Genomic DNA, 15,450 nt, shown 5'->3' with positions numbered 1-15,450 from the left:
CCGCCGGAGTCCTGGGCGCCCTTGACGTAGCGGTCGAGGTCGGCCTTGGCGAGTCTCGACGGGGTTGGCCAGCCGCTGGTTGTCGGCCGGGTCCTTCGACATCTGGGGCAGGCCCTTGATGGCCTGGATCAGTTCGGCGACGGCCGGGGCGGTCGCCGCGTCGTCGAGCGTGTGCCCCTCGCGGGCGCCGATGACGACGTTCACGCTCGCGTCGTCGAAGGCGTCCCCGGACTCGGGGAACAGACTCTTTCTGGATCTGCGCGGCCTTCTCGGACGGGATGCCGGGGATGCTGAACTCGTCGTTGAAGGGCTTCGAGACGGTGCTGGCGAGGGCGCCGACGACGACGGCGAGCAGCAGCCATGCGGAGATGAAGATCGGCCAGCGCCGGTAGGCGGTGGAGCCGAGCCTTGTAGAGCAGGCGGGCCATGGTGGAGGTCTCCTGGTGGGAAGGGCCTGACCGGGGTTCTCCGGGCAGGTGCTGCAGGGGGAGGGGGTGGAGGGAGATCAGGTGAGGATCGTGCGGAGGTCGTCCACCGTCGCGTCGAAGTGCTCGGCGAAGGTGTGCTCGGCGTCGTCCGCCGTGCGCTCGAGGGCATGGTCGAAGCAGGTCATCAGCGTGCGCAGGAGCAGCCGGACCCGGTCGTCGGGGAAGTCGGCGCCCTCGCGCTGCCGCACGCAGTCGCCCAGCAGGGTCGCGGCCATCTCGAAGCGCTCGTGCACCAGGCGGAGCAGGCGCGGGTCGCCCATCACGGCCTCGCGCACGGCCGCGAGGTCGTGCTCCGAGGAGGCCTTCTCGCGGGTCGCCTCGTGGGCGAGCGCGAGCAGGTCGTCGAAGAGCCGGCCGGTGGGACCGCCCGCGACGAAGGCGTCGAGGCGCTCCTCGGTCGACCTCGGGCTCCGGTCCGAGGACGACCTCGGCCTTGCCGTCGAAGTAGTTGAACACCGTGCGGCGCGAGACGTCCGCGGCGACGGCCAGGTCGTCGATGGTCCAGCCGTCGAAGCCCTTGTCCACGGTCAGCCGCACCGCGCACTGCTGGAGACGCAGCGCGGTCTGGTGCCGCTTGGCCTCCCGGCGATTGCACAGGCTGATCCATGAGTGCATCTTTGCACTCTTTAGTACGACGGTGCAACTTTGTGACGACCGTCACGTGGGTTTCCGGCGAGGTGGGCCTGGATACGATTCGCGGCACCTGCCGGATCCGCCGGCCCCAGTGCTGGAGCGTCCGTGACCGTCTTCCTCGTCCTCGGCCTCGTCGGGCTCGCCGTGCTGCTGGTCTCGCTGGTCGCCGGCGACGTCCTCGACGGTCACCTCGACGCGCTGGAGGCCGACTGGATCTCGACCGCCGTGATCGGCGGCTTCGTCTCGGCCTTCGGCTTCGGCGGCGCGATCGCCGACGGCGCAGGTGCGCCGATGGCCGTCAGCCTCGCGGTGGGCGCGGGCTCGGGTGTCGTCGTCGGCTGGTTCGCCTCGTGGCTGACCCGGCTGGTCAAGGACGGCCCGAGCGACGGCACCGTCAGCATCTCCGACAGCGTCGGGCGCACCGCCCGGGTGATCACCGCCATCCCCGCCGAGGGGTACGGCGTCGTCCGGGTCCTCGTCGGCGGTCACCCCCTCCAGGCTCAACGCCAGCGCGCACCTGCCCATCGAGGCCGGTGCCGAGGTCAACGTGACCGGCGTGCTCTCCCCGACCGCGGTCAGCGTGACCGAGGTCTGGCAACCCCCTCTCCCCGAGTGAAAGTCGAGACCATGGATTCCGCTGTGTGGGTGCCGATCGCCGGCATCGTCGTCCTGCTGGTGCTCCTCGTGCTGCTGGTCACCAGCCGCTACAAGGTGGCCGGTCCCAACCAGGCGTTCATCGTCACCGGCCGCAAGGGCAAGGCGGTGATCAACCCGGAGACCGGCGAGCCTGACCACGGACCTGTCCGGGCAGAAGGTCGTGCTCGGTGGCGGTGTCTTCGTGGTGCCCTTCGTGCAGAAGCTCGCCACGATGGACCTGTCGAGCCGCCGCATCTCGGTGCAGATCCGGGGCGCGGTCTCGGGCCAGGGCATCGAACTCAACCTCGACGGCGTCGCGATCGTCAAGGTCGGCGGCAACGCCGACCAGATCCGGCTCGGCGCACAGCGCTTCCTCTCCCAGCAGGCCGACATCGAGACCTTCACCCAGGAGGTGCTCGCCGGCGCCCTGCGCTCGATCGTCGGCGGCCTCACGGTCGAGCAGATCATCCGCGACCGCGCGGCCTTCGCCCAGCGCGTCGCCGACGAGTCGGAGAGACTCGCTGACCGGCCAGGGCCTGATCCTCGACGCCTTCCAGATCCAGGACGTCACCGACGACGGCAGCTTACCTCGCCGACCTCGGCCGTCCCGAGGCCGCCCGGGCCAGCCAGGCCGCGCGGATCGCGGAGGCCAACGCCCGGCAGGCCGCCGAGCAGGCCCAGATCGCCGCGGAGCAGGAGATCGCCGTCTCCCAGCGCACGCTGGCGCTCAAGCAGGCCGAGATCAAGGCCGAGACCGACGCCGCCGCAGCCCAGGCCGCCGCCTCCGGCCCGCTCGCGCAGGCCGAGCGGGACCAGGCGATCCTGGCCGAGCAGGAGAAGGTCGCCGTCCAGCAGGCCGCGCTGACCGAGCGCCGACTCGAGACCCAGGTCCGCAAGCCCGCGGACGCCGAGCGCTACCGCGTCGAGCAGGAGGCCGAGGCCCGCCGTACCGCCGAGATCGCGGCGGCCGACGCGCGCAAGGCCGCGACCATCGCCGCGGCGCAGGCCAAGGCGGAGGAGACCAAGGCTCAGCGGTGAGGCGGAGAAGGGCCGCCGTGCGGCGCTCGCCGAGGCCGAGGCGATCGAGGGCATCAAGCGCGGTGAGGCGGAGAAGGGCCGGCGTCTCGCCGAGGCCGACGCCACCCGGGCCGAGGGTGAGGCGCAGGCCGCCGCGACCCTGGCCATCGGTCAGGCCGAGGCGGAGGCGATGGACAAGCGCGCCGAGGCCTTCGCCAACTACAACGACGCCGCGGTGCTGCAGATGCTCATCGAGGTGCTGCCGCAGGTGGCCAAGGAGGTCGCGGCCCCGATCGCCGCGATCGACCGAACTCACCGTGCTGTCCACCGACGGTGCGGGCGCCCTGCCCAAGCAGGTCACCGACAACGTCGCGCAGACCCTGCAGATGCTCAAGACCTCGACCGGTCTCGACCTGGAGGCCCTGATCCACAAGTCCGTGCAGCGGGCGGCCTCCGTCGACGGCAAGGACGGTACGACGCCCGTCGAGTGAGCCCTCAGGACCGGCCCGGCCGCACCAGACCGTTGTCGTAGGCGTAGACGATCGCGGCGGGCCGGTCCCGCAGGCCCAGGCTTGGTGAAGATCCGGCCCACGTGGCTCTTCACCGTCAGGCTCGGAGATCACCAGGCTCGTCGGCGATCTCCCCGTTGGAGCGGCCCAGCGCCATCGCCTGCAGCACCTCCAGGCTCGCGGGCGGTGAGCGGGTCGACGGCCGCCCGGGCCGGCACCGCCGCGGGGCCGGTGCGGAACTGCTGCAGCACCCGGCCGGTCACCGAAGGGTCCAGCCAGTGCCCGCCGTCGGCGACCGTGCGCACCGCCCGGATCAGGTCGTCGGCGGAGGAGTCCTTGAGCAGGAAGCCCGCCGCCCCGGCGCGCAGTGCACCCGAGAGCATCGCGTCGTCGTCGAAGGTCGTCAGCACCAGCACCGGCGGGCCGTCGCCCCGGCTCGCGACCTCCGCCGTCGCGGTGATCCCGTCCACGGTGCGCATCCGCAGGTCCATCACCACCACGTCCACACCGCGATCGGCGCCGTCCGCCAGCCCGTCCAGGGTGGCCGGCACCTCGCTGCCGTCTCCGCACTCGGCGACGATCTCGAAGCCGTCGCGGCGGCGCAGGATCCGCCGCAGCCCCGAGCGGACGAGCCTCCCGGTCGTCGACCAGCACCACCCGGACCTCGCTCACAGGACGCTCGGCTTCCGCAGCGTGCGGCCGCAGGGCAGCCCCAGCCCCGACCGGGTCCGTACGTCGACCGCCCAGCCGTCCTCGTCCGGCCCGGCCTCCAGGCTCGCGCCCAGGCCTGGGCGGCGCGGGCCTGCATCCCGGCCAGCCCCGAGCCCAGGCCGTCGCCGCGGGGGCGGCCGGCCGGCAGCGGGTTGGTGATCCGCAGGTGCGCTCCGCCGCCGGCGACCCGCAGCCGGACGTGGGCGCGCGCGTCCGTGCCGCCGTGGCGCGCGACATTGGCCAGCGACTCCTGCACGATCCGGTAGAGACCGAGACCGGTGGCGGCGGGGAGCGAGGCGGGGTCGCCCTGCTCGTCGTATTCCACCGCGAGGCCGGCGCCGCTCATCTCCCGCACCAGTGCGGCGATGTCGCCGCCGCCGGGCAGCGGGTGCCGGTCGGCGCTGCCGTCCGCCATCGCACTGACGGTGCGGCGGATGTCGGTCATCGCCCGCCGCCCCACCTGCTCGGCGTCGGCCAGCGCGGCGTCCACCTCGGCGACGGCCTCGGCCGACCCGGTGACGTCGCGCAGCGCCCGGCGGGCGCCGGTGACCTGCAGCAGCGAGATGCTCAGCGAGTGCGCGACGAGGTCGTGGATCTCCCGGGCGATCCGCTCCCGCTCGGCCGTGGTCGCCTGGTCCCAGGCCCGTTCGCGGGCCGCGCGCTCGGCGACCAGGGCCCGCATCTGCCACAGCAGCATCGCGCCGACGACGAACCCGAGCACCAGGCTCGAGGGTGTGCACCGGGGCGCCGGTGAGCCCCGGCCCGATCGTCGCGCCCACGATCACCACCTCGCCGATCGCCGCGACGGCGAGGCCCTCGCGCAGGCCGTCGCGCGCGGTGATCTCCGCGGTGGCGAGGGCGAGCAGGGCCGGCGCGAGGTCCACGACCCCGTCGACGGGTTGGGTGAGCAGGAGCACGGCGGCGAGGACCGGACCGAGGATGTCGATCCACCACGGCAGCCAGGCATGGGTGCGGAACTGGACGACCGGCGGCGCCAGGACCAGGAGCACGCAGAGCAGCAGCGGGTCCGGCGGCCACAGTGCGTCCCGGGCCCAGAGCGAGCCGACCACCGCGACCAGGCTGGCCGAGCGTGCACACCGCGGGGACCCACCAGGGGTAGAGGATCCCGTGGCGGTCGAGGTTCGCCTCGATCCCGGACCGCAGCCAGCGCAGCATGACAACAGCGTAGGGAGCGGGGCGCCGCCGGTCATCCCGCCGGGGCAGCAGCGTCGTCTCCTCCCTGGGTAGGACACCGAGTGCCTGCCGTCGGCCGATGCCGGGGGCGGCGCGTGCGCCGTACCGTCGTGCCATGACCTGGAACGAGACGCACCGGCGCTGGCACGCCCTGCGTGCCATCGAGGAGCAGACTCGCGGCCTCGGAGTCCGCGGAGCCTGCCGTGGAACGACGACCACGCCCTGGTGTTCGGCAGCCGGGCCGGGCTGGTCGCGGCGCTGCGCTACCGCTGGCGGCTCACCGTCGACGCGCAGGCTCGACACGCACCTGACCGAGGGCGCGCTCGAGGAGCAGCGCCGGGTGCTGGAGCGGCGCGCCCGCGGGGTGCTCCGGGTGCTGGAGGCGGAGGACGCTCGTGCCGCGGCCTGACGAGCGGGTACGACGCATCGCCGGCACCCCGCGCTCGTTCACCGCGTGGGCGCTGGCCCACGGCCTGCAGCGGGCGATGATCCAGCGCGGCGCGCGCAAGGGCGACCTGATCAGCCGGATGGTGACGGACCCCGCGCTGCGCGAGGACCCGTTCCCGGCGTACGAGCCTGCTGCGGGAGCACGGGCCGATCGCGGCGAACCCGTTCATCTCCGCCAGCGTCGACCACGCCGTGTGCAACGAGGTGCTGCGCAGTGACGCGTTCGGCACTGCGGGTGGCCAGGGCGAGTCTGCCGAAGCCCCTGCAGTGGCTGCACCACCGGGTGATCCAGGACGACACCCTCGGGCCGGTGGACCCGCCGTCGATGCTGGCGGTGGACCCGCCGCTGCACACCCGCTACCGCAAGCAGGTCGCGCGGGCCTTCACCGCGCGCAAGGTCGGCCGGATGGGCGACCGCGTCGAGCAGGTCGCGGCCACGCTGCTCGACGACCTGGCGGGGAGCAGCGGCTTCGACCTGGTGGACCGCTACGCCTCGCAGCCTGCCGGTGACCGTGATCGCGGACCTGCTCGGGGTGCGCGAGGAGGACCGGCAGCGGCTGCTGGAGCTCGGCAACGAGGCCGCGGTCACCCTCGACCCGGGCCTGTCCTGGGTGCAGTTCCGCCGTGCCGAGGAGGCGCTGCGCGAGCCTGCACACCTGGTTCCGCGGCCACGTCGAGGACCTGCGCGCGAACCCCGGCGACGACCTGCTGAGCCGACTCGCGATCGACGACGGGCCGGACCGGCTGGACCCGGTCGAGCCTGCACCAGGTCGGCCTGCTCGTGCTCGCCGCCGGCTTCGAGACGACCGTCAACCTGATCTCCAACGCCGTCGTCCTGCTCGACCGGCACCCCGAGCAGGTGGCCTGGCTGCGGGAGAACCCCGACGGCTGGGCGAACGCCGTCGACGAGGTGCTGCGCCACCAGTCACCGGTGCAGGCTGACCCTGCGGATCGCGCTGCGCGAGACCGAGGTCGCGGGCAAGAGGTTCGAGCCCGGCCACGGCATCCTGCTCTACGTCGGCGGGGCCAACCGGGACCCGGGCGTCTTCCCCGCCCCGGACACCTTCGACGTGACCCGGCCCAACGCCGACCAGCACATCGCCTTCTCCGCCGGGGTGCACTACTGCCTCGGCGCGAGCCTGGCCCGGCTAGAGGCGGCGGTCGCGCTGCGCTCGCTCTACGAGCGCTTCCCCGGCCTGTCCGTCAGCGGCACGCCGCAGCGGCGCCCCACCCGTGTCCTGCGCGGCTACGAGCGGCTGCCGGTCAGCACCGGCGCCCGGGTGAGCGCCTGACCCCACGATCACTCGCGGCCGGCCCACTCTCCCGCCGCCGGGCCGGAGGCAACGGAACCTCCCACCGACCTCCCGGCCACGGCGGCTCTCGCAACAGCCCACCGGGCCGGCCGCGAGCTCAGGCGGACCTCGCCGTGAGGGCGACGATCGCCCGGGCAGCCTGGTCGGCCCGGGGGAGCCCCGGACTCGGCGTAGCGGGTGTGCGCCTCGGTCCAGTGCGCCACCGCGTCCTCCGCGTCGCGCCGACGGGTCGCGGCCTCGGCCAGCCCGGCGTGCGCCCGGGCCTCCTCGTAGCGGTCGCCCGCGGCCGTCGCGCCGGCGAGCGCCCGCTCGTGCGCCTCCGTCGCCGCGGCCGGGTCGTCGTCGCCGAGAAGCACCTCGCCGAGGGTGTTGAGCAGGTCGGTCTCCACGCCGTCGGCGCCGACCGAGCGGGCCAGGGCGAGCGCCTCGTCCAGGTGCTCCCGCGCGGTCGCGAGCTCCCCGCGCGCGGCCTGGATCTCGCCCAGGTTGCCCAGCGCCCGGGCCGATCCGCCGCGGTTGCCGAGCCGGTCGAAGAGAGCCAGCGCGTCCTGGGTGTGCCGCAGCGCGACGTCCGGCTCGCCGAGCCGCAGGTGCACGATGCCGATGTTGATGCCGAGGGTCGCCACGCCGTGCTCGAGGCCGAGGTCGCGGGCGATCGTCCACGCCCGGTCGTACGACGCCAGGGCGTCGGCGTACGCGCCCTGCTGCTCGTGCACGTTGCCGAGGTTGTTCAGCGCCCCCGCCTCGGTGTACCCGTCCCCGGTGCGGCGGGCGATCTCGATGACCTCCCGGTAGTGGGCCACCGCCTCCCCGGGCCGGCCCAGCCGCAGGCAGCCCGCGCCGAGCGTCGAGACCAGCGACAGACTCCTCGCTGACCAGCCCCTGGGCGCGGGCCGCGGCCCGCCCCGCCTCCAGGACCCGGATCCCGTCGAGGTGGCGCCCGCTCTCGTCGAGGTGACGGCGCAGGCCGCCCGCCAGCGCGGTGGTGCGGGCGACCTCGCCCGCCGCGAGGGTGGCGCCCACGAGGTCGACCAGGTCGCTCCAGTGCCCGTCGAGCCAGCGCCGCGCGGCCGCGACGTCCGCCTCGCTCGGGACCTCCCGGCGCTCCAGCGGGTGGAGCACCTCCACGGCCGCCCCGAGCCGCGCGAGGAGGTGGTCGAGCAGGCGCTCGCGCGCCGCGGCGAGACCGGGCTCGTCGACCGCCCGGTCGCGGCTGTAGTCCGCGAGCAGGTCGTGCATCGTGGTCGCCCCGCGCGCGTCCCGGCCGACCAGGTGCGCGTCGACCAGGCTCGGCCAGCGCCTCCTGCGCGGCGCCCGCACCCACCCCGAGGTACGCCGCCAGGTCGTCCGGCTCCAGGCCGGCGACCGGTGCCGAGCCGAGCAGCCGGAAGGCCCGTCCGGCGGCCGGGCTGAGCCGCTGCTCGGACCAGCCGAAGACCGCCCGCAGCGACGTCGCCGGATCCCCGCTGTCGCCGCTGTCGAGCCCGTCCAGGCCGTCGAGGGCGCCCGGCTCGCTCGCCAGCCGGGCCGCGACGACCCGCAGCAGGAGGGGCAGCCCACCGCACCGGGCGGCGAGCTCGGGCACGCCGCGCACCCCCCGCAGCCTGCGCGCGCAGCAGGCTCGCCGCGGCCCGCGGTGCCAGCGGCTCGAGCGCGAGCGAGCGTGCGCCGGGGCTGACCGCGAGACCCGAGAGCGAGCGGCGGCTGGTCACCACGGTGAGCGACGCGCTGCTGCCCGGGAGCAGGGGGCGCACCTGCTCGGCGTCGAGCGCGTTGTCGAGCAGGACGAGGAGTCTGTCGCCCCGCGACGGTGCTGCGCCAGCGGTTCACCCGCTCGTCGGGATCGGTGGGGATCGCCGCGTCGGGCGTGCCCAGGCTGCGCAGGAAGGCCGCCAGGACGTCGTACGGGTCCCGGGGGTCGCGCGCGGAGAAGCCGAGCAGGTCGGCGTAGACGATCCCGTCGGCGAAGCCGTCGGCCACCTGGTGGCCCCAGTGCACGGCCAGCGCGGTCTTGCCGACGCCGGGCTGGCCGGAGACCACGACCACGCCCGGCCCACCGGCCTCGGCCTCGGCCCGGGCCGCGTCGAGCGCGGCGCTCTCGGCCTTGCGTCCGGTGAAGGGCGCCGGGGCGATCGGCGGCTCCCGCGGCACCACCGCCAGCGGTACGACGGCCGGCGGGCGTGGCCGGCGCCGGCGGGTGTCGAGCTCGTCGCGAGCGGTGCTCAGCGCCCGCGCCGCCTCCGCCGGCACGGCCAGGCTCGTGCAGCAGGAGGTCGAGGACGTCGCTCGGCGGCAGGGTGGTGCCGGCGAGGTAGGCGTAGAGCGTGCTCTGCGAGATCCCGAGCCGTTGCGCGAGCGCGCCGACCTTGAGGTGCCGCAGCGGGCTGACCTGCAGCGCCCGCTTCAGGCTCCTCCCCGAAGGTCCTCACCGAGTGAGCGATCATCCCGAGATTCCAGACTTTTCCAGAGTTCCCCACTTCGCGACGAGGCCCATGATGCGCTAGCCCCGGCCCGCTGACAATCGGCGGTCCCGCCACGACCATCTCGGGAAAGGTACGTCGTGAACCCCTCCACCCTGCGTGCGCGCGTGCGCCGCCTCCTGCTCGTCCTCTTCCTCCTGCTCGGAGGACTCGTCCTGCCCGGCGTGACCCTCGGGTCCAGCCCCGCGGCGGCCGCCGGGCCGCACTACTACGTCCTCATCGGGGGGACCTGTGACGGCAACGCCACCGTCTACAACGGGCTGGACCTGCGCGGCGGCGTCCCGCTCGTCGTCGACCTACCCCGCGGGCGGCGTCGGCCTGCCCAACTGCAACCAGACCCCGATGGACCAGTCCTGGGAGATCGGCCGGCAGAACGCCCGCCAGGTGATCCTCGACCACTGGGACCCGACCGCCCGCTACACGCTGGTCGGCTACTCGCTCGGCGCGATCGTCGTCAACAAGGTGCTGGCCGACATCGTGGACGGCCGGCTGCCGCTCGACCGCAGCCGCTTCGACGCCAAGATGTACGGCGACCCGATGGCCCCGGTCGGTCCTCCGGGACGCGGCGTCGGCGCGGTCATCCCGGCCGGCTGGGGCGTGCCCTCGCCGTTCCTGGGCTACGTCTCGCCCGGCGCCGGCCGCACGTCGTACCCCGGCATCCCCTACGTGCGCTACTGCATCGACACCGACGGTGTCTGCGACTTCGACGACATCCAGGGCCCGGGCGGCTACTTCGCCCAGCACTGGTGCTACCGCTGGGTCCGCCCCAGCGACGGCCGCTCGATCATGGGCGACACCATCGCCGACGGCTTCTACAACAACGGCCCCGTCGCGATCCCCAAGCAGGACTGCTGGGGCGGCCCGATCAAGCCGTAGCGCGTCCGCTCGACCACCCCTCGTCCGCACGAACTGATGGGAATACCCATGTCCGTACGCTCGTCCCTGCCTGCCCGCATGGCGCTGCGCGCCGTCGTCCTCGGCGCTCGCCGCGCTCGCGCTCGTCGTACCGCTGAGCCAGCAGACCACGCCCGTCGCCGCTGCGGACTCCGCCGTCGACGGCCCGATCACCCGCACCGAGATCCTGCAGCGCGCGGAGTTCTGGGTGAACCGCAACGTCCCCTACAGCCAGGAGGCGTGGTACCCCGACCCGCAGGGCCGCAACTACCGCACCGACTGCTCGGGCTTCGTCTCGATGGCCCTGCACCTGTCGTCCTCGCCGAACACTGTGTCCCTGCCGGGCTTCCTGGTCCCGATCGCGTGGGCGGACCTGCGTCCCGGTGATGTCGTTGGCACGCTCGGTCCGGGCACCAGCGGGGACGCCGGCCACGTGGTGCTCTTCAACGGCTGGTCCAACGCCGCGCACACCCGGTTCTTCACCCTGGAGGAGCAGGGCGGGGCCGGTGCGGTGCGCTACGAGCGGCCGATCAACTACACGGTCGGCTCGTTCGTCGCCAAGCCCTACCGCTACCCCAAGGTGATCGAGGACGCACCGCAGGCGCGCTCGGCACAGGAGTCCGGCCGGGTGGTCTCGGCGCAGTCGGCCGACGGCCGCCTGGAGGCCTTCGCCGCCGGTGCCGACGGGGTCTGGCACGCCTGGCAGACCAAGGTGAACGGCGACTGGTCGGCCTGGGAGAAGATCGGCGGACCCACCAACGCCGAGTCTCGCCCTCGCCCCCAACGCCGACGGCCGCCTGGGGCTCTTCGCCATCAACGGCTCGACCTTCGACCACAAGTGGCAGACCGCCCCGTCCGGCTCCTGGTCGGGCTGGGAGAACTTCGGGGGCGGCGGCACGGACATCGCGGCCGGGTTCAACGCCGACGGGCGGATCGAGGTCTTCGCCTCCAGCAACGCCGGGGTCTTCCACAAGTGGCAGACCGCGCCCTCGGGCGGCTGGTCGGCCTGGTCCGGCACCCAGGGCGGGCCGGCGAACGCCCAGGCTCGCCGTGGAGTCCAACACCGACGGCCGCCTCGAGGTCTTCGCGCTCAACGGCTCGACCTTCGGCCACCTGTGGCAGACCGCTGCCTCTGGTGCCTGGTCGGCGTGGGAGACCTTCGGCGGTGGCGGCACGGACCTGACGGTCGACCACAACGCCGACGGCCGCCTCGAGGTCTTCGCCTCCGGCCCGGTCGGGGTCTTCCACAAGTGGATGACCGGCGCGACCACCTGGTCGGCGTGGGAGTCGCTGGGTGGCCCGGCCAACTCGGACCTGACCAGCGACCGGTCGACGGACGGGCGGATCGAGGTGTTCGCCATCAACGGCGACACCGCCGGGCACACCTTCCAGACCGCCCGCAACGCAGGCTTCGCGGCCTGGGAGTCGTTCGGCACCGGGGGCACCGAGATCGCCGCGACGCACAACCGGGACGGCCGGATCGAGGTCCTCGCCGGCAACCCGACGGGCGTCTTCCACAAGTGGCAGACCGGAGGCAGCACCTGGTCCGCCTGGGCGTGGCTGCGTGACGCCGGCCCGGGCCTGAGCCTGACGACGGACAGGAGAACGACGATGAACCGCAACCGCTCGCTCCGTGCCGGCCTCGCCGCCGTCGCGGGCCTGGCCCTCGCCCTGTCCGTCGCGGCGCCCGGCTCCGCCAAGCCGCGACCCAGGGACCCGGACGAGATCTATCCGAGTGACACCGCCGAGTCTCGTCGCGGCCGCCACCGTGCCGTGCGTGGCCGGCGGCCCGACCGCCGACGACAACGCCCTCGCGGCGCGAACCAACGGCCAGGCTCACCAACAAGATGGCCGGCTACATGAACGGCTACCGCGTCTCCTGCGCCCGTGCCGTCGTGCAGACGGTCAAGGGCGACGGCTTCAACCAGAAGGCGGCGGCGATCGCGATCGCCACCACCATCGTCGAGTCGAGCATCGACAACCTGCGCGACCCGGTCGACTACGACTCCGTCGGGCTCTTCCAGCAGCGGCCCTCGGCCGGCTGGGGCACCGCCGACCAGTGCCGGGACGCGGTCTACGCGACGCGCTCGTTCCTGCGGGTGATGCAGCAGTTCTACCCGAACGGCTCGTGGGACAGCGCGCCGATCGGCGAGGTCGCTGCCGACGTGCAGCGGCCCGCGGCGCAGTACCGCTACCGCTACGGCGTGGAGGCGAACGACGCGGTCAAGATCGTCGCGGCGCTGTGGAACCGCGGTGCGCGGGGCCGCTCGGCGCAGGAGTCCGGAAGGATCGTCTCCGCGCAGTCGGCCGACGGCCGGCTGGAGGCCTTCGCCGCCGGTGCCGACGGGGTCTGGCACGCCTGGCAGACGCAGGTCAACGGCGAGTGGTCGGCCTGGGAGCGCATCGGTGGCCCGGCGAACGCCCGACTCGCCGTGGCCCCGAACGCCGACGGCCGCCTGGAGTCGTTCGCGATCAACGGCTCGACGTTCGACCACCGGTGGCAGACCAGCGCGTCGGGCTCGTGGTCGGGCTGGGAGAACTTCGGCGGGGGTGGCACGGACATCGCCGCAGGTTTCAACGCCGACGGGCGGATCGAGGTCTTCGCCTCCAGCAACGCCGGGGTCTTCCACAAGTGGCAGACCGCGCCGTCCGGCGGCTGGTCGGCCTGGTCCGGCACCCAGGGCGGGCCGGCGAACGCCCAGGCTCGCGGTCGAGTCCAACACCGACGGCCGCCTCGAGGTCTTCGCGCTCAACGGCTCGACCTTCGGCCACCTCTTCCAGACCGCCGCCTCGGGATCGTGGGGCTCCTGGGAGACCTTCGGCGGTGGCGGGACGGACCTGACCGTCGACCACAACGCGGACGGCCGGATCGAGGTCTTCGCCTCCGGCCCGGTCGGGGTGTTCCACAAGTGGATGACCGGCGCGACGACCTGGTCGGCGTGGGAGTCGCTGGGTGGCCCGGCCAACTCCCAGGCTCACCAGCGACCGGTCCGTGGACGGGCGGATCGAGGTGTTCGCCATCAACGGCGACACCGCCGGGCACACCTTCCAGACCGCGCGCAACGCCGGGTTCGCCGCGTGGGAGTCGTTCGGCACCGGGGGCACGGAGGTCGCGGCCACCCACAACCGGGACGGGCGGATCGAGATCCTCGCCGGCAACCCGACCGGGGTGTTCCACAAGTGGCAGACCAGCGGCACCACCTGGTCCGCCTGGGCGTGGCTGCGCGACGCCGGACCGGGGATCGGCTGAGCGTCGTACTGCGGGGGAGGGCCCGGTGACCGGAGACGGTCGCCGGGCCCGCTCTTGTGTGGCCCCCGCCACTTTACAACCGGCACCCTCTTGTCAAAGTACCTTTACAAGTCCTACCGTTCTGTCAAGCAGCCGACGATGGCGGCGCGGAAGGAAGGCACGACGATGACCGGATCGACGCAGATCGGACAGACCGTCCCCGACGGCTCCACGGAGATGTGGAAGGACAAGAAGCGGTATCTGTGGCTCTGGGGCCTGATGGTGCCCGGCTTCGGGGTGCTCTTCGCCGTCGCCTACATCGCGACCGGCGGCTGGTGGGGCTTCACCCTGGTGGCGCCCTTCCTGATCAACTTCCTGATCCCGCTCTTCGACCTGGTGATGGGCACCGACCAGAGCAACCCGCCGGACGAGGTCATCGACGAGCTCGAGAACGACAAGTACTACCGCTGGGTCGTCTTCGCCTACGTGCCGATGATGTTCGCCCTCGTCTTCGCCGGCTACTACATCATCGGTGAGGGCAACCCGGTCGCCTGGCTGGTCAACCACGTCGGCCTGGGCGACTGGGGTGACGCGCACCTGAGCGCGAACCTGATGGCCGACCACCTCGAGCCTGCCCTGGTGGGAGAAGGCGCTGTGGGCGCTCTCGATCGCCGGCGTGGTCGGGATCGGCATCAACACCGCGCACGAGCCTGGGCCACAAGAAGGAGTCCTCCGAGCGGTGGCTGGCGAAGATCACCCTCGCGCCGACCTTCTACGGCCACTTCTACATCGAGCACAACCGCGGCCACCACGTGCGCGTCGCCACCCCCGAGGACCCGGCGTCCTCGCGGCTGGGCGAGAGCCTCTACCGCTTCTGGCCGCGCACGGTGTGGGGCTCGCTCAAGAGGCTCCTGGGAGGTCGAGGCGAAGCGCTACCGCCGCAAGGGCACGCACCCCTTCCACGTCGGCAACGACGTGCTCAACGCCTGGGCCATGTCCGTCGCGCTGTGGGCCGCGGTCATCGCGCTCAACGGCTGGGAGGTCGCGGTCTACATCCCGATCACCGTCGTGTTCGGCTTCTCGCTCCTGGAGGTCGTCAACTACCTCGAGCACTACGGCCTCAAGCGCCAGCGGGTCGGTGAGAAGCAGCGCTACGAGCGGGTGCTGCCGATGCACAGCCTGGAACAGCAACAACATCGTCACCAACATCTTCCTCTACCACCTGCAGCGCCACAGCGACCACCACGCCAACCCCACCCGGCGCTACCAGGCGCTCCGCGACTTCAAGGAGTCCCCGGCCCTGCCGACCGGGTACGCCGGGATGATCAACCTCGCGCTGATCCCGCCGCTGTGGCGCAAGGTGATGGACCACCGCGTGGTCGAGCACCTCGACGGCGACGTCACCCTGGCCAACATCGCCCCGGGCAAGGAGGCGAAGTACCTCGCCAAGTTCCCGCCGCCGGTCGAGCACGCGCTCAAGACCGACGACCTGTTCGCCCAGAAGTTCGAGGGCGAGGTGCTCGCCGCGAAGTGCCCCGGCTGCGGCTACGTCTACGACGTCGCGGCGGGAGACGAGCACGAGGGCTTCGCCGCCGGTACGGCATGGGCGGACATCCCCGACGACTGGTGCTGCCCGGACTGCGGGGTCCGCGAGAAGATCGACTTCATCCCGTTCGACCCCGAGAAGGTGGAGGCCTGATGACCATGAAGATCGTCGCCGACCTGGACAAGTGCGAGGGCCTCGGCATGTGCGAGGCCATGGCCAACGACTACTTCGAGGTGGACGAGGACGAGGACCGCGTCCGCGTCCTGGAGGAGAACCCGCCCGAGTCCGAGCGGGGTCACGTCTACGCCGCGGTGCAGGCCTGCCCGGTCCTGGCGCTGACCCTCGAGGGGTAG

Annotated in this window: 26 protein-coding genes and 1 pseudogene; 19 read left to right on the top strand and 8 right to left on the bottom strand. The window is 73.1% G+C overall.

Annotation, left to right across the window (positions count from 1 at the left end; all coding sequences use genetic code 11):
* Nucleotides 1–200: 200 nt before the first annotated feature.
* The gene (locus tag G5V59_RS21395) at nt 201–1,103 is read right to left on the bottom strand and encodes a TetR family transcriptional regulator (RefSeq protein ID WP_278257802.1); all 903 of its coding nucleotides are present in this window, start codon (nt 1,101–1,103) and stop codon (nt 201–203) included.
* A gap of 62 nt (nt 1,104–1,165) precedes the next feature.
* On the opposite strand from G5V59_RS21395, the gene G5V59_RS21390 reads away from it, so the two are divergent.
* The 3 genes and pseudogenes from G5V59_RS21390 to G5V59_RS21380 form a co-directional block, all read left to right on the top strand.
* Nucleotides 1,166–1,672 carry a hypothetical protein gene (locus G5V59_RS21390; protein WP_278257801.1) on the top strand — a complete coding sequence of 169 codons (507 nt, stop codon included), beginning with the start codon at nt 1,166–1,168 and terminating at the stop codon, nt 1,670–1,672.
* Nucleotides 1,673–1,762: 90 nt separating this feature from the next.
* Nucleotides 1,763–1,912, top strand: a complete 150-nt coding sequence (locus G5V59_RS21385) for a hypothetical protein (protein WP_278257800.1) — start codon at nt 1,763–1,765, stop codon at nt 1,910–1,912.
* Between the two features lie 77 nt (nt 1,913–1,989).
* A pseudogene (locus G5V59_RS21380) lies at nt 1,990–2,205 on the top strand (SPFH domain-containing protein); the annotation flags it as partial.
* A 119-nt stretch (nt 2,206–2,324) separates the two neighbouring features.
* Here the strand turns inward: G5V59_RS21380 and G5V59_RS21375 are convergent.
* Nucleotides 2,325–2,942, bottom strand: coding sequence for a hypothetical protein (locus tag G5V59_RS21375; protein ID WP_278260327.1), 618 nt, complete (start codon nt 2,940–2,942; stop codon nt 2,325–2,327).
* Between the two features lie 22 nt (nt 2,943–2,964).
* On the opposite strand from G5V59_RS21375, the gene G5V59_RS21370 reads away from it, so the two are divergent.
* A complete protein-coding gene (locus G5V59_RS21370) occupies nt 2,965–3,306 on the top strand; it encodes a hypothetical protein (RefSeq protein WP_278257799.1) in 342 nt (113 codons plus the stop codon).
* Nucleotides 3,307–3,393: 87 nt separating this feature from the next.
* Here the strand turns inward: G5V59_RS21370 and G5V59_RS21365 are convergent, their stop codons facing one another.
* The 3 genes from G5V59_RS21365 to G5V59_RS21355 are packed head-to-tail and all read right to left on the bottom strand — an operon-like array spanning nt 3,394 to nt 5,170.
* Nucleotides 3,394–3,864 (bottom strand): response regulator transcription factor, encoded by a 471-nt coding sequence (locus G5V59_RS21365; protein WP_278259979.1) that lies wholly within the window; start codon nt 3,862–3,864, stop codon nt 3,394–3,396.
* The gene (locus G5V59_RS21360) at nt 3,774–4,676 is read right to left on the bottom strand and encodes a histidine kinase (protein WP_278259978.1); all 903 of its coding nucleotides are present in this window, start codon (nt 4,674–4,676) and stop codon (nt 3,774–3,776) included. Before G5V59_RS21360 ends, G5V59_RS21365 begins: the two co-directional genes overlap by 91 nt.
* A complete protein-coding gene (locus tag G5V59_RS21355) occupies nt 4,562–5,170 on the bottom strand; it encodes a hypothetical protein (RefSeq protein ID WP_278257798.1) in 609 nt (202 codons plus the stop codon). The genes G5V59_RS21360 and G5V59_RS21355 overlap by 115 nt, the downstream gene beginning before the upstream one ends.
* A 133-nt stretch (nt 5,171–5,303) precedes the next feature.
* Between G5V59_RS21355 and G5V59_RS21350 the strand changes: the two genes are divergently transcribed.
* From G5V59_RS21350 to G5V59_RS21325, 6 genes are read left to right on the top strand one after another with little or no spacing between them, the layout of a single operon-like run.
* Nucleotides 5,304–5,597 (top strand): hypothetical protein, encoded by a 294-nt coding sequence (locus G5V59_RS21350; protein WP_278257797.1) that lies wholly within the window; start codon nt 5,304–5,306, stop codon nt 5,595–5,597.
* Complete coding sequence (locus tag G5V59_RS21345; protein WP_278257796.1) at nt 5,584–5,853, top strand: hypothetical protein; 270 nt, start codon at nt 5,584–5,586, stop codon at nt 5,851–5,853. The genes G5V59_RS21350 and G5V59_RS21345 overlap by 14 nt, the downstream gene beginning before the upstream one ends.
* Nucleotides 5,840–6,145: a hypothetical protein gene (locus G5V59_RS21340; protein WP_278257795.1), complete on the top strand. Its 306-nt coding sequence runs from the start codon at nt 5,840–5,842 to the stop codon at nt 6,143–6,145. The genes G5V59_RS21345 and G5V59_RS21340 overlap by 14 nt, the downstream gene beginning before the upstream one ends.
* The gene (locus G5V59_RS21335; protein ID WP_278257794.1) at nt 6,114–6,347 is read left to right on the top strand and encodes a hypothetical protein; all 234 of its coding nucleotides are present in this window, start codon (nt 6,114–6,116) and stop codon (nt 6,345–6,347) included. The genes G5V59_RS21340 and G5V59_RS21335 overlap by 32 nt, the downstream gene beginning before the upstream one ends.
* Nucleotides 6,260–6,577 carry a hypothetical protein gene (locus G5V59_RS21330; RefSeq protein ID WP_278257793.1) on the top strand — a complete coding sequence of 106 codons (318 nt, stop codon included), beginning with the start codon at nt 6,260–6,262 and terminating at the stop codon, nt 6,575–6,577. The genes G5V59_RS21335 and G5V59_RS21330 overlap by 88 nt, the downstream gene beginning before the upstream one ends.
* Complete coding sequence (locus G5V59_RS21325) at nt 6,574–6,927, top strand: cytochrome P450 (RefSeq protein WP_341351276.1); 354 nt, start codon at nt 6,574–6,576, stop codon at nt 6,925–6,927. The genes G5V59_RS21330 and G5V59_RS21325 overlap by 4 nt, the downstream gene beginning before the upstream one ends.
* An 8-nt stretch (nt 6,928–6,935) precedes the next feature.
* Here the strand turns inward: G5V59_RS21325 and G5V59_RS21320 are convergent, their stop codons facing one another.
* Both G5V59_RS21320 and G5V59_RS21315 read right to left on the bottom strand, forming a co-directional pair.
* Nucleotides 6,936–7,751 carry a tetratricopeptide repeat protein gene (locus tag G5V59_RS21320; RefSeq protein ID WP_278257792.1) on the bottom strand — a complete coding sequence of 272 codons (816 nt, stop codon included), beginning with the start codon at nt 7,749–7,751 and terminating at the stop codon, nt 6,936–6,938.
* Complete coding sequence (locus tag G5V59_RS21315; protein ID WP_278257791.1) at nt 7,679–8,542, bottom strand: hypothetical protein; 864 nt, start codon at nt 8,540–8,542, stop codon at nt 7,679–7,681. The genes G5V59_RS21320 and G5V59_RS21315 overlap by 73 nt, the downstream gene beginning before the upstream one ends.
* Nucleotides 8,543–8,664: 122 nt before the next feature.
* Here G5V59_RS21315 and G5V59_RS21310 point away from each other — a divergent pair, with 122 nt between their 5' ends.
* From G5V59_RS21310 to G5V59_RS21285, 6 genes are all read left to right on the top strand, one after another.
* Nucleotides 8,665–9,318, top strand: coding sequence for a hypothetical protein (locus G5V59_RS21310; RefSeq protein ID WP_278257790.1), 654 nt, complete (start codon nt 8,665–8,667; stop codon nt 9,316–9,318).
* Between the two features lie 341 nt (nt 9,319–9,659).
* The gene (locus G5V59_RS21305; RefSeq protein ID WP_278257789.1) at nt 9,660–10,304 is read left to right on the top strand and encodes a PE-PPE domain-containing protein; all 645 of its coding nucleotides are present in this window, start codon (nt 9,660–9,662) and stop codon (nt 10,302–10,304) included.
* Between the two features lie 78 nt (nt 10,305–10,382).
* Nucleotides 10,383–10,709 (top strand): hypothetical protein, encoded by a 327-nt coding sequence (locus tag G5V59_RS21300; RefSeq protein ID WP_278257788.1) that lies wholly within the window; start codon nt 10,383–10,385, stop codon nt 10,707–10,709.
* 663 nt (nt 10,710–11,372) lie between these two features.
* Entirely contained in the window at nt 11,373–12,185 is an 813-nt protein-coding gene (locus G5V59_RS21295) for a hypothetical protein (protein WP_278257787.1), read from the top strand.
* The gene (locus G5V59_RS21290; RefSeq protein ID WP_278257786.1) at nt 12,170–13,741 is read left to right on the top strand and encodes a hypothetical protein; all 1,572 of its coding nucleotides are present in this window, start codon (nt 12,170–12,172) and stop codon (nt 13,739–13,741) included. The genes G5V59_RS21295 and G5V59_RS21290 overlap by 16 nt, the downstream gene beginning before the upstream one ends.
* 73 nt (nt 13,742–13,814) lie before the next feature.
* Nucleotides 13,815–14,087, top strand: a complete 273-nt coding sequence (locus tag G5V59_RS21285; RefSeq protein WP_278257785.1) for a hypothetical protein — start codon at nt 13,815–13,817, stop codon at nt 14,085–14,087.
* 23 nt (nt 14,088–14,110) lie between these two features.
* Here the strand turns inward: G5V59_RS21285 and G5V59_RS21280 are convergent, their stop codons facing one another.
* On the bottom strand, nt 14,111–14,308 hold the full coding sequence (locus tag G5V59_RS21280) for a hypothetical protein (RefSeq protein ID WP_278257784.1): 198 nt from the start codon (nt 14,306–14,308) through the stop codon (nt 14,111–14,113).
* 55 nt (nt 14,309–14,363) lie between these two features.
* Between G5V59_RS21280 and G5V59_RS21275 the strand changes: the two genes are divergently transcribed.
* From G5V59_RS21275 to G5V59_RS21265, 3 genes are all read left to right on the top strand, one after another.
* Nucleotides 14,364–14,693 (top strand): hypothetical protein, encoded by a 330-nt coding sequence (locus G5V59_RS21275; protein WP_278257783.1) that lies wholly within the window; start codon nt 14,364–14,366, stop codon nt 14,691–14,693.
* Between the two features lie 374 nt (nt 14,694–15,067).
* Nucleotides 15,068–15,250, top strand: coding sequence for a rubredoxin (locus G5V59_RS21270; RefSeq protein ID WP_278259976.1), 183 nt, complete (start codon nt 15,068–15,070; stop codon nt 15,248–15,250).
* On the top strand, nt 15,250–15,450 hold the full coding sequence (locus G5V59_RS21265; RefSeq protein WP_341350997.1) for a ferredoxin: 201 nt from the start codon (nt 15,250–15,252) through the stop codon (nt 15,448–15,450). The genes G5V59_RS21270 and G5V59_RS21265 overlap by 1 nt, the downstream gene beginning before the upstream one ends.

It is taken from the genome of Nocardioides convexus (assembly GCF_011090295.1).
The sequence above is the reverse complement of the archived record's forward strand: the minus strand, read 5'-3'. Positions and strand labels throughout refer to the sequence as shown.